This is a genomic window from Mycobacterium barrassiae, from assembly GCF_025822765.1.
GTDB lineage: Bacteria > Actinomycetota > Actinomycetes > Mycobacteriales > Mycobacteriaceae > Mycobacterium > Mycobacterium barrassiae.
Window position 1 is genome coordinate 208,078 of record NZ_JACKUK010000014.1, and the last position, 11,593, is coordinate 219,670.

An 11,593-nucleotide genomic window follows, 5' to 3' on the forward strand; every position below is an offset into this window, starting at 1 on the left:
TCGGCTGGCAGGAATGTTCGACGCGTGCCGGGCGGAGAACCGCTCGGCACTTATCGGCTACCTGCCTACGGGCTTTCCCGATGTGCCGACATCGATTTCGGCGATGAAGGCGCTGGTCGAATCGGGCTGCGACCTCGTCGAAGTCGGCATTCCGTATTCGGACCCGGGTATGGACGGGCCGACTATCGCGGCGGCCACCGAAGCTGCGCTGCGCGGCGGTGTACGCGTGCGCGACACGCTGACGGCGGTTGAGGCGATCAGCAATGCGGGCGGTCGCGCCGTGGTGATGACGTACTGGAATCTGGTGTTGCACTGGGGTGTCGACGCTTTCGCGCGTGACCTGGCTGCGGCCGGCGGGCTGGGGATGATCACGCCCGACCTGATTCCGGACGAGGCGGCGGAGTGGATCGAGGTGTCGGAGGCCCACGATCTGGACCGCATCTTCTTGGTGGCGCCGTCGTCGACTCCTGAGCGGCTGACCGCGACGGTGAAGGCGTCACGCGGATTCGTCTACGCGGCGTCCACGATGGGCGTCACCGGCGCACGCGACGCGGTGTCGACGGCCGCACCCGAATTGGTCAGGCGGGTGAAGGCAGTATCTGACATTCCGGTCGGCGTCGGCCTCGGTGTGCGGTCCCGCGAGCAGGCGGCGGAGATCGGCGCCTACGCGGACGGCGTGATCGTCGGGTCGGCACTGGTGTCGGCACTACAGGACGGGGTGCCGGCGGTGCGAACACGGACCACTGAGCTCGCCGACGGTGTGCGGCAGAGGATCACCGCGTGACGACAACTGTCCTGGCATCGATACCCAGTCCCGCGCAGGGTGTGTGGTACCTCGGTCCGGTCCCGATCCGCGCCTACGCGTTGTTCATCATCGTCGGGATCGTCGTGGCATTGGTCATCGGTGACCGCCGCTGGACGGCGAGGGGTGGCGAGCAGGGCGTCATTTACGACATCGCGCTGTGGGCGGTGCCGTTCGGGCTGCTCGGCGGCCGGCTGTACCACGTCATCACCGACTGGCCGAAGTACTTCGGGGAAGGCGGCGCAGGCTTTCTGGGCGTCGTCCGGATCTGGGACGGTGGTCTCGGAATTTGGGGCGCTGTTGCGCTCGGCGGCGTCGGGGCATGGATCGCGTGTCGGCTGCGCGGTATTCCGCTGCCGGCGTTCGCCGATGCGGTTGCGCCGGGAATCGTGCTGGCGCAGGCGATCGGGCGGTTGGGCAACTACTTCAACCAGGAGTTGTACGGCCGCCCGACAGATCTGCCGTGGGGCCTCGAGATCTACGAACGGGTTGGCGCCAACGGTGTCGTCAGCCCGGATCTAGCGAACGGGGTCTCGACGGGCCAGCTGTACGCCATCGTGCACCCGACGTTCCTGTACGAATTGCTCTGGAACGTTCTGGTTTTCGCGGTTCTGATCTGGGTCGACCGGCGGTTCACGATCGGTCACGGTCGCTTGTTCGCGTTGTATGTCGCTGGTTATTGCGTAGGCCGGTTCTGGATCGAACTGCTGCGTAGCGACCCCGCCAGCTTGATCGCGGATATCAGGGTCAACTCGTTCACGTCGACTTTCGTGTTCATCGGTGCCGTGGTGTACATCATGGTGGCACCGAAGGGTCGAGAGGATCCGGCCACGCTCAAGGGCAAGCCACATGACGGGTCGGTTATCGACGAGGTCGCCGACGAACTCGTCGCGGTCGCGGCAACGACGGGTGTGGTGGCGGCGGCCAAGGCGGCCGGTGCCGATGAGGACGAAGATGCCGCTACCGACGTGAATGAGCGTGCTGACGCGGAAGAGCCGGAGCCCGACGATGATTCGGCGACCGAGGCTCATACCGCGGTCGTCGAACTGCTCACGGCGGCTGCAGCGGCTGAGGATGAGGATTTCGACGGGGACGACGAAGAGCTTGAGCCTGTCGGTGGTGTGGGTGCCGTTGAGGGTGAGGATGCCGTTGAGGCGCAGGAGGCTGCGCCTGAGGTTCATGAGGCCGCCGTCGAGGATGCTGCTGAGGCCGAAGAACTAGCAGCGGACGTCGCGGAAGAAGCTAAGGAACCGGCGTCCGACGAAGGTGAGGCCGAAGGTGACGTTGAGGAAGCCTCCTCGGACGTTGAGGCCGAGCCGTCTGAGGTTGAAGCCGACAGCGTCGATGAAGGCGAAGAAGCAGCGGGGGCTGCTGACGACGCTGAGGCTGAGGAATCGGAACCGGCGTCCGACGAAGGTGATGTTGAGGAAGCCTCGGCGGACGTTGAGGCCGAGCCGTCTGAGGTTGACGCCGACGATGCCGACGATGCCGACGAAGGTGACGAAGTAGCGGAGGCTGCTGACGACGCTGAGGCTGACGAACTTGCCGCTGAGGAATCCGAACCCGATGAACTCGGCGACGACGAATCTGAGGCCACGGACGAGGAATCAGACGAGTCTGCTGAGGTCGAGCCTGTCGAGGATGAAGCTCCAGTCGACGATGCCGACGATGCCGACGAAGCGGACGAAGCTGAAGGCGCAGAGTCGGGCGAGGAGAAGTCGGAACCCAGCGAGGCTGGCGACGAGGACGCTGCAGATGACGACGAGGACGCTGCAGATGACGACGTCGCAGACGCGGAGGACGAGGACGTCGGGGCCGAAATTGCTGAAGCAGCTGAGGATCTCGCCTCCGACGAGGAATCGGAAACCGAACAATCCGACGATGCCGTCCAGGATGAGGGCGCCGACGTAGCGGAAGAAGCCGCCGAGGCAGAAGGCTCAGACGCCGAATCCGACGACACTCCAGCGGACGAGGCATCCGCCGATGAACCAGCCACTAAAGAAGCCGCCGCGACAGCGACGCCGCAACCGCCTGCAGAGCGCGGCGGACGCCTTCGTCGGCTGTTCCGGCGTCGCGGCTGATTTCCGCGAGCCGTTCGCCACGGACCAGAATTGTCGGTGGGCTGAAGTACCATCGAATGTATGTTCGATCTCGCGACCGTAACCGCGGTTGATCCACTCGCCGGAGAGGCCGAGCTGATAGCGCGGATCGCCGAGCTGGAACAACTCAAGTCGGCTGCCGCAGCAGGGCAGGCGCGTGCTGCCGCCGCGTTGGATGAGCGCCGACGCGCAGCAGAAGCGGCAGAGGGTGTGCCGTTGCGCAAGCGGGGCAAGGGCCTGGCCAGCGAGGTGGCATTGGCGCGACGCGATTCTCCGAACCGAGGAAACCAACATCTCGGATTCGCCAAGGCGCTGGTCCATGAGATGCCGCATACCCTTGCGGCATTGGCGTCGGGTGTGCTGTCGGAATGGCGTGCCACCCTGATCGTGCGCGAGTCCGCTTGTTTGGACGTCGAGCTCCGACGCACGCTGGATGCCGAATTGTGCGCTGACGTAAGCAAGCTCGATGGGCTCGGCGACAAGAGGTTGACCACTGAGGCCAAGAACATTGCCTACCGGCTCGATCCGCAGGCGATCGTCGACCGAGCCGCCAAGGCCGAGGCCGACCGCACGGTGACTATTCGTCCGGCGCCCGACGCCATGACATACGTCACCGTGTTGCTACCGGTCGCGGTGGGTGTCGGGGTCTACGCCGCGCTGAAGCGGTCTGCCGACACCACGTTCGACGGTCGGTCCCGCGGCCAGGTCATGGCCGACACGCTGGTCGAGCGGGTGACGGGCCGGCCTGCTGACGTTCCGGAGCCAATTGCGGTCAACCTCGTGATCTCGGATGAGGCGCTGCTCGGGGGAGAGAATGTCCCGGCGACGATCGACGGCTATGGGCCGATTCCTCCCTCGGTGGCATGCCGGCTGGTGGAATCCGCGGTCAGCGACCCGCGCTCAAAGGCAACGTTGCGCCGGCTGTACCGAAACCCGAAGAGTGGATCGCTCGTGGCCATGGAGTCCCGGTCACGGTGCTTCCCCAAAGGACTCGCGATGTTTATTGGCTTTCGCGATCAAGGCTGTCGAACACCGTATTGCGACGCGCCCATCCGGCACCGTGATCACGCAGTGCCGAGTAGCCGCGGCGGACCGACGAATTTACTCAACGGTGTCGGCATGTGCGCTCACTGCAACTTCGTGAAGGAGTCGCCGAACTGGCAGGTGTCTCCAAGCGAGGAGAACGGTGTCCACATAGCAGAATTCGTGACACCGACTGGTCATCATTACCGCTCGACCGCACCGCCCTTACTCGGGCAGCCGCTGATCACGGTCAGCGAAGTCGAGGTCAGAATCGGCATTGAGCTGGCAGATCTACACGCCGCGTAGGTGGTAGCGCCGCTCAGGTCTGCCGGCGCCGTACTGCAGTCGCAACTCCAACACCTCGGTGCTGAGGTAGTGCTCGAGATAGCGGCGTGCGCTGACTCGCGAAATCCCAACCAGATCCGCACATTCTGCAGCAGACACTTCGCCGGCGTCGCGCACTGCGTCCAAGACCAACCGGCCTGTCTCTGCGCCGAGACCCTTGGGCAGAACCTGCGTGGTACCGCCCGGCCGCCCGAACAGCGAGTCCACCAGCGACTGGTCGATTCCACCGGCCGACTCCAGGGCGTCTGCCCGTGCCGCGAATGCCTCGAGCTTCGCCCTGAACTGATCGAACTCGAAGGGCTTGATCAAATAGTCGGCCGCACCACCGTCCAAAGCGCCTTTCACCGTGTCCAATTCGCGGGCCGCGGTGATCATGATGACGCCCACGAGGTCGCCGCCCGACCGCAGCCGCTGCAGCACCTCCAAGCCCGTCATGTCCGGCAGGTAGACATCCAGCAGCACCAAATCCGGCTGCAACTCCTGCACTGCCGCAAGTGCCTCCGCCCCCGTGCGGGCGACCCCGCTCGGACGGAACCCATCGACCTGCTCCACGAATCGCCGATGGATCTCGGCCACCATGAAATCGTCGTCGACGATCAGCACGTCACGCATGGGCGGCCTTCTCGGCCACGACGCTCGCGGGTAGCCGGACCACGAAAAGCGCACCGCCGTAGGGACCGTCGGTCACCTCCGCCGTGCCGCCATGCTGTGCCGTAACCAACCGCACCAACGCCAGACCGATGCCCCGACCGCCGGGCACGTCGGGTTTGGACGTCACCCCACGGGCGAAGATCGACTCCCGAAGGTTGTCGGGCACACCCGGTCCGGAGTCCGCCACCGAGATCGCCAGGCCTGCGCGGTCATCGATACTGACCGTAACCCTGGCTGCTGACGACCCCACCGACACGTCGACCGCGTTGTCGATGAGATTGCCCAGCAGGGTGATCACGTCGGTCGCCAGCGCGGGCGGCAACGCAGCGAGATGCGAATCCGGGGCCAGTTCGAGCGACACGCTGCTCTCGGCCGCCAGAGTCGTCTTGGCGATCAACAACGCTGCGACCGCCGGATCAGAAATACGTTGTGTCACTGCATCACTGATCTCAGCGCGGCGCCTGGTCAAAGTCCCTACCAGATCGCGCACCGAATCGTATTCGCCCAATTGAACAAGCCCTGAGATCGTGTGCAGCTGATTGGCGAACTCGTGGGTCTGCGCCCGCAACGTATCGGTCACGCTCTTGTGTGACGACAGCTGGCCCTGCAGCGCCGCCAGCTCGGTGCTGTCACGCATCGTCGTGACCGTACCGATCTGCTGGCCCTGGCTCGTCGCCGCCCGCCGATTCAGCGCCAACACCCTTGTGCGAGTGACGATCACGACGTCACGGCCGTCCTCACCGGAAAGCAGGAAGTCGACCACCGCGGGATCGAGCCCGACACTGTCCACCGGCCGGCCCACAGCATCGGCGGCCACGCCCAGCAGTTCCTGTGCGCTGTCGTTCAGCACGCTGATATCGCCCTCGTTGTTCACCGCGACGACGCCCTCGCGGATGCTGTGCAACAACGCTTCCCGATGATCGGCCAGGCTGGAGATCTCGGCGATCTCCAAGCCGCGGGTGTGCCGTTTGATCCGCCGCGACAGCAGCCACGACGCCAGCAGCCCCAACGCTGCACCCAGCCCGAGGTAGAACAGCAGCCGCTCGCCAGAAGCACCCATCAACTCCCATATCGACGGATACCGCTCACTGACCGAAGCGATCGACACGACTTTCCCCGAGTCGGCCAGGATCGGCACTTCGCCGACAAGGCTGTGCACCCCGTCGATCGTCAGATCGCCGAACCAGGCCCGACCCTCGTCGGCGCGCGTCGGCCCCATGTCGACCTGCCGGCCGACGCGCTCCGGATCAGACGACACGCGCACCGTCCCGCCCGGATCGATGATCTCCGCAAGTCCCGCACCCGACAGTGCCACCGCACGATCGACCTCCGGCGCCAGCACCTTGGAAGCGCCCGGGTCGGCGTACCGGTCCCGCACTACCGGCGTCGACGCCATGTTCTCGGCGACCGCGATCATCCGGGCTCCGCGCACCTCACGGAACTCCCGAGTCGACTGCGCCACCGACACCGCCGCTACCGCAATCAGAACGACCGCGACGACCAGCAGCTGGAAGACCAGGAACTGGCCCGCCAGGCTGCGAAACCCCCGCGCCGGTGACCTGATCAGTTTCACAACGACCAAAACGTCCTTTGCGTACTCATGCGTGACCCATGTCACTGCGGGGTCCAGTATTGCTGAGCATCACAACCAACGTGATTGGGGACGACGTGAAGAGCACACACATACGCCCGGTGCTCATCATCGCCGTGATCGCCGCACTGCTGCTGAGCGCCTGTGGCGTCACGCGCGACGGCGGCGAGCTGGGACTGCACCGGCTGCGCATGATGGTGCCGAACAGTCCGGGCGGCGGTTATGACCTGACCGCCCGCACCGCGGTGAAGATCCTCGAGGACGAGGACATCACCGGTCGCATCGAGGTCTTCAACGTGATCGGCGCGGGCGGCACCGTCGCGATGGCCCGGCTGATGAACGAACGCGGCAACGACGACCTCATGATGACGATGGGACTCGGCGTCGTCGGCGCCACATACACCAACGGATCGAAGATCAAGGCCTCCGACGCGACCGCGCTCGCGAAGCTGATCGAGGACCCGGGCGCGATCTTCGTTCCCGCCGATTCGCCCTTCAAGACGGTGCAGGACTTCGTCGCCGCGTGGAAGGCCGATCCCTCCAAGGTGACCATCGGCGGCGGCTCTTCGCCCGGCGGTCCCGACCATCTCTTCCCGATGGAGGTCGCGCGGACCGTCGGCGTCGACCCGAAGTCCGTCAACTTCGTCACCTATGACGGCGGCGGTGACCTGTTGACCGCGCTGCTCGGCAAGAAGATCACGGTCGGCACCTCGAGTCCCGGCGAGCTCATCGACCAGATCGAGGCCGGCCAACTTCGGGTGCTCGCAGTCTCCAGCGAGCAGCGCGTCGAAGGTATCGATGCCCCGACACTCAAGGAGTCCGGAATCGACATGACCTTCGCCAACTGGCGCGGTGTGCTTGCGCCACCGGGCATTTCGGACGGCGCCAAGAAGTCGCTGATCAAGGTGCTCGAGGACCTTCACGCGACCCAGGGCTGGAAAGACGCCTTGGTCAAGAACGGCTGGACCGATGCGTTCGTGACCGGCGAAGCGTTCGAACAGTTTCTCGTAGAGCAGGACAACCGGGTCTCCACGACCCTGACCGAGCTGGGGCTGCTATGACGACGACAGACACCGCCGCGACGACGAACGGCAAACGCATCGACAAGGCGCAGTACGTCGTCTGCACCGTGCTCGTCGCGGTCGGCGCATTCGTGATCTACGACGGGCTCACCCTCGAGGAGGGTTTCGCCAAGGTCGATCCCGTCGGGCCGAAGATGTTCCCCGTCGCGATCGGCATCATCTTGATCGCGCTCGCGATCGTGTTGGCCATCGCGATCCCACGCGGGTCGGTGGGGGAGGCAGACGCGGGCGAGGACGTCGACCCGAACGCGCCGGCCGACTGGCGCACTGTCGGACTGTTGGTCGGTCTGTTCGTCGCCACGATCCTGCTCGTGATGCCGCTTGGCTGGGCCATCACCGGCGCGCTGCTCTTCGCCGGTACCGCAACCGTTCTGGGCAGCAGGCACTACGTCCGAAACATCGTCATCGGCGCGGTGCTCTCGGTCGGCAGCTTCTACGCGTTCTACTCCGGGCTTGGAATCCCTTTGCCCGCAGGCATTCTGGACGGAATCCTCTGACATGGAAAATCTCGACTGGCTGATCCAGGGGTTCGAGCAGGCCGCCACCCCGATGAACCTTCTGTACGCCGTCATCGGCGTGCTGCTGGGCACCGCCGTCGGTGTGCTGCCGGGTATCGGTCCGGCGATGACCGTGGCACTGCTGCTGCCCGTGACCTATAACGTAAGCCCAAGCGCCGCTTTCATCATGTTCGCCGGCATCTTCTACGGCGGCATGTACGGCGGTTCCACCACCTCGATCCTCCTCAACACACCGGGGGAGTCGTCGTCGGTCATCACCGCCATCGAGGGCAACAAGATGGCCAAGGCCGGACGCGCCGCGCAGGCACTTGCGACCGCCGCCATCGGATCGTTCGTCGCGGGCACCATCGGCACCGCGTTGCTCGCCGCCTTCGCCCCGCCGATCTCGCGGTTCGCAGTCACCCTCGGCGCACCGTCGTACCTCGCGATCATGCTGTTCGCCCTCGTCGCTGTGACCGCGGTGCTCGGTTCCTCGAAGCTGCGCGGCGCCATCTCGCTGTTCCTGGGCCTGGCGATCGGCGTGGTCGGCATCGACTTCCTCACCGGTCAACCCCGTGCCACGTTCGGAATTCCGCTGCTGTCCGACGGCATCGACATCGTGATCATCGCGGTCGCCATCTTCGCGGTGGGCGAAGCCCTATGGGTCGCAGCGCATCTGCGCCGTCGCCCCGCCGAGGTCATCCCGGTGGGCAGGCCCTGGATGGGCAAGAGCGACTGGCAGCGCTCGTGGAAGCCGTGGTTGCGCGGCACCGCATTCGGCTTCCCGTTCGGTGCGCTGCCCGCCGGTGGCGCCGAGTTGCCGACGTTCCTGTCGTACATCACCGAGAAGCGCTTTGCCAAGCGCAGCGGGCATGATGCAGAGTTCGGTAAGGGCGCGATCGAGGGCGTCGCGGGCCCCGAGGCGGCCAACAACGCCTCCGCCGCAGGCACTCTCGTGCCCATGCTGTCCCTCGGATTGCCCACCAACGCCACCGCCGCAGTCATGCTGACCGCGTTCGTGTCGTACGGAATTCAGCCCGGCCCAACGTTGTTCGAGAAGGAGCCGTTGCTCATCTGGACGCTGATCGCCAGCCTCTTCATCGGCAACCTGCTGCTGCTGGTGCTGAACCTGCCGCTGGCGCCGTTGTGGGCCAAGCTGTTACGCACACCGCGTCCCTACCTGTACGCGGGCATCCTGTTCTTCGCCTGCCTCGGCGCGCTCGCTGTGAACGTGCAGCCACTCGACCTTGCCCTGCTGCTGGTCTTCGGACTCCTCGGCCTGATGATGCGCAGGTTCGGGCTGCCGGTCCTGCCACTCATCATCGGCGTCATCCTCGGGCCGCGCATCGAACGCCAGCTTCGGCAGAGCCTGCAACTGGGCGGCGGCGACTGGACCAGCCTGTTCACCGAACCCGTCGCGATCATCGTGTACGTGCTGATGATCGTGCTGCTGCTGATGCCCCTGGTGCTGCGGCTCATGCACCGCAGCGAGGAGACGCTCCTGATCGTCGAGGACGACACGGACCAGCGGGAAAAGGCGGCCCAGGCATGATCGTCGTCGGATACAGCGCAGACCCGTTCGGCCGGGCCGCCCTCGAGCACGGCATCGCCGAGGCGAGACGGCGTAACACCACGCTCTTGGTCATCAACTCCACCTCAGGAGAGGCGTACTCCGACCCCCGGTTCGCTCAATCCGGCGAGGTGCACGACGTTGAACGGCATCTGGCCGAATGCGGCGTCGAGTTCGAGCTCACCCAACCCGTCGGGGTGGACACCGCTGAAGAGCTGCTCAAGGCCATGGATCGCGACGACGCGGAACTGCTGGTGATCGGGATCCGGCACCGCAATCCGGTCGGCAAGCTGCTGCTCGGCAGTGTGTCGCAGCAGGTGCTGCTCGAATGTCCCAAGCCGGTCCTGGCGGTCAAACCCGACGAAAGTTGACGTGGCGCAGGTCACGTATGTTTCGGTTGCGTTTCGTCGACCGCGCACGCAGCCATCACAGTGAAGTGAGCGGGTGTTGACGTTTCGGACATGACGGTGCAATCGGTAGGGAATGGCCGCACGCGAACCTAGTGCTCGTGAAAACCTTGAGCCGAAGCCGCACGATCGAGCACTGGGACGCCGAAGACGTCGAGGCATGGGAAGCCGGCGGGAAACGGATCGCCAAGCGCAACCTGATCTGGTCCATTTTCGCCGAGCACGTCGGTTTCTCGGTGTGGTCGATCTGGTCGGTGATGGTCCTGTTCATGCCGCAGAGCGTTTACCACATCGATGCCGCAGGAAAGTTCTACCTGGTCGCGGTGCCCACCCTGGTCGGCGCCGTCATGCGCATCCCGTACACCATCGCGCCTGCCAAGTTCGGTGGCCGTAACTGGACGATCGTCAGCGCCCTGCTGCTGCTCATCCCGACGGTCCTCACCCTCTGGGTGATGAAGAGGCCCGACACGTCCTACACGACGTTCATGGTCGTCGCGGCATTCGCGGGCTTCGGCGGCGGAAACTTCGCCTCCTCGATGACCAACATCAACGCGTTCTACCCGCAGCGCCTCAAGGGCTGGGCGTTGGGTCTGAACGCCGGTGGCGGCAACATCGGCGTTCCGGTGATCCAGCTGATCGGCCTGCTCGTGATCGCCGCGGTCAGCAACACCGCGCCCGAAATCGTCTGCGCCATCTATCTTGTGCTCATCGCCCTCGCTGCGATCGGTGCCGCACTGTTCATGGATAACCTCGGCAACCAGCGCTCGAACCTCGGCGCGATGGCAGAAGCGTTGCGGTTCAAGCACTCCTGGGTGATGAGCTTTCTCTACATCGGCACCTTCGGCTCGTTCATCGGCTTTTCGTTCGCCTTCGGTCAGGTGCTGCAGATCAACTTCCTCGCCGGGGGAGACACGCCTGCGCAGGCGTCGCTGCACGCCGCCCAGATCGCCTTCATCGGACCGCTTCTCGGCTCGATCTCCCGTCCGTTCGGCGGCAAGATCTCCGATCGGATCGGTGGCGGCAAGGTCACGTTGTACACGTTCGTCGCGATGATCTTCGCCGCGGGAATCCTGGTGGCAGCAGGTGTGATCGACGACGGTATGGCCGGCGCCGCGACGAGCGGCCAGATGATCGCCTACGTCACCGGCTTCATCCTGCTGTTCATCCTGTCGGGTATCGGCAACGGGTCGACGTACAAGATGATCCCGTCGATCTTCGAGGCCAAGGCCCAGGGCCGCGACGAATGGAGCCGCGAGGAGAAGGCGGCGTGGTCACGCAGCATGTCCGGCGCACTCATCGGCTTCGCCGGCGCGATCGGTGCACTGGGCGGCGTGTTCATCAACGTCGTGTTGCGCGCGTCCTACGTCAGCGATGCCAAGTCCGCGACCAACGCGTTCTGGGTGTTCCTCGGCTTCTACGTGATCTGCGCCATCGTCACCTGGGTGGTCTTCCTGCGAGTCCACACTGCGCGGGCCGGCGCGGGCGAGCAGATCGGCCGCACACCGGCGCCGGTGCCCGCCTGACGC

At 65.2% G+C, this 11,593-nt stretch carries 10 protein-coding genes; 8 read left to right on the plus strand and 2 right to left on the minus strand.

The features are described 5' to 3' along the window. The first annotated feature begins 13 nt into the window (after nucleotides 1-13). The 3 genes from trpA to H7J93_RS05300 are packed head-to-tail and all read left to right on the plus strand — an operon-like array spanning nucleotide 14 to nucleotide 4,230. Nucleotides 14-784, plus strand: a complete 771-nt coding sequence (gene trpA / locus H7J93_RS05290; RefSeq protein WP_267305318.1) for a tryptophan synthase subunit alpha — start codon at nucleotides 14-16, stop codon at nucleotides 782-784. After that, nucleotides 781-2,883, plus strand: a complete 2,103-nt coding sequence (lgt, locus tag H7J93_RS05295) for a prolipoprotein diacylglyceryl transferase (protein WP_267305241.1) — start codon at nucleotides 781-783, stop codon at nucleotides 2,881-2,883. Before trpA ends, lgt begins: the two co-directional genes overlap by 4 nt. Before the next feature lie 60 nt (nucleotides 2,884-2,943). Further along, nucleotides 2,944-4,230 carry an HNH endonuclease gene (locus tag H7J93_RS05300; protein ID WP_267305242.1) on the plus strand — a complete coding sequence of 429 codons (1,287 nt, stop codon included), beginning with the start codon at nucleotides 2,944-2,946 and terminating at the stop codon, nucleotides 4,228-4,230. On the opposite strand, the gene H7J93_RS05305 is transcribed toward H7J93_RS05300, so the two are convergent. Both H7J93_RS05305 and H7J93_RS05310 read right to left on the minus strand, forming a co-directional pair. Beyond that, nucleotides 4,216-4,881, minus strand: coding sequence for a response regulator (locus H7J93_RS05305; RefSeq protein WP_267305243.1), 666 nt, complete (start codon nucleotides 4,879-4,881; stop codon nucleotides 4,216-4,218). The genes H7J93_RS05300 and H7J93_RS05305 overlap by 15 nt on opposite strands. Then, the gene (locus tag H7J93_RS05310) at nucleotides 4,874-6,487 is read right to left on the minus strand and encodes a sensor histidine kinase (RefSeq protein ID WP_276021387.1); all 1,614 of its coding nucleotides are present in this window, start codon (nucleotides 6,485-6,487) and stop codon (nucleotides 4,874-4,876) included. Before H7J93_RS05310 ends, H7J93_RS05305 begins: the two co-directional genes overlap by 8 nt. A gap of 86 nt (nucleotides 6,488-6,573) precedes the next feature. Between H7J93_RS05310 and H7J93_RS05315 the strand changes: the two genes are divergently transcribed. The 5 genes from H7J93_RS05315 to H7J93_RS05335 all read left to right on the plus strand — a co-directional run bounded on the left by H7J93_RS05315 (nucleotide 6,574) and on the right by H7J93_RS05335 (nucleotide 11,590). Next, nucleotides 6,574-7,572: a Bug family tripartite tricarboxylate transporter substrate binding protein gene (locus H7J93_RS05315; protein WP_267305245.1), complete on the plus strand. Its 999-nt coding sequence runs from the start codon at nucleotides 6,574-6,576 to the stop codon at nucleotides 7,570-7,572. Next, nucleotides 7,569-8,090 carry a tripartite tricarboxylate transporter TctB family protein gene (locus H7J93_RS05320; RefSeq protein WP_267305246.1) on the plus strand — a complete coding sequence of 174 codons (522 nt, stop codon included), beginning with the start codon at nucleotides 7,569-7,571 and terminating at the stop codon, nucleotides 8,088-8,090. The genes H7J93_RS05315 and H7J93_RS05320 overlap by 4 nt, the downstream gene beginning before the upstream one ends. Nucleotide 8,091: 1 nt before the next feature. Next, complete coding sequence (locus H7J93_RS05325) at nucleotides 8,092-9,642, plus strand: tripartite tricarboxylate transporter permease (protein ID WP_267305247.1); 1,551 nt, start codon at nucleotides 8,092-8,094, stop codon at nucleotides 9,640-9,642. Next, the gene (locus H7J93_RS05330; RefSeq protein WP_267305248.1) at nucleotides 9,639-10,031 is read left to right on the plus strand and encodes a universal stress protein; all 393 of its coding nucleotides are present in this window, start codon (nucleotides 9,639-9,641) and stop codon (nucleotides 10,029-10,031) included. The genes H7J93_RS05325 and H7J93_RS05330 overlap by 4 nt, the downstream gene beginning before the upstream one ends. A gap of 131 nt (nucleotides 10,032-10,162) precedes the next feature. After that, nucleotides 10,163-11,590 carry a nitrate/nitrite transporter gene (locus H7J93_RS05335; protein ID WP_267305249.1) on the plus strand — a complete coding sequence of 476 codons (1,428 nt, stop codon included), beginning with the start codon at nucleotides 10,163-10,165 and terminating at the stop codon, nucleotides 11,588-11,590. Nucleotides 11,591-11,593 lie beyond the last annotated feature (3 nt).

Excerpts from the sequence above, each read along its gene's own strand:
- H7J93_RS05300 (WP_267305242.1), top strand. The coding sequence starts at position 2,944 with ATGTTCGATCTCGCGACCGTAACCGCGGTTGATCCACTCGCCGGAGAG.
- H7J93_RS05330 (WP_267305248.1), top strand. The coding sequence starts at position 9,639 with ATGATCGTCGTCGGATACAGCGCAGACCCGTTCGGCCGGGCCGCCCTC.
- H7J93_RS05325 (WP_267305247.1), top strand. The coding sequence starts at position 8,092 with ATGGAAAATCTCGACTGGCTGATCCAGGGGTTCGAGCAGGCCGCCACC.
- H7J93_RS05305 (WP_267305243.1), bottom strand. The coding sequence starts at position 4,881 with ATGCGTGACGTGCTGATCGTCGACGACGATTTCATGGTGGCCGAGATC.
- H7J93_RS05320 (WP_267305246.1), top strand. The coding sequence starts at position 7,569 with ATGACGACGACAGACACCGCCGCGACGACGAACGGCAAACGCATCGAC.
- trpA (WP_267305318.1), top strand. The coding sequence starts at position 14 with ATGTTCGACGCGTGCCGGGCGGAGAACCGCTCGGCACTTATCGGCTAC.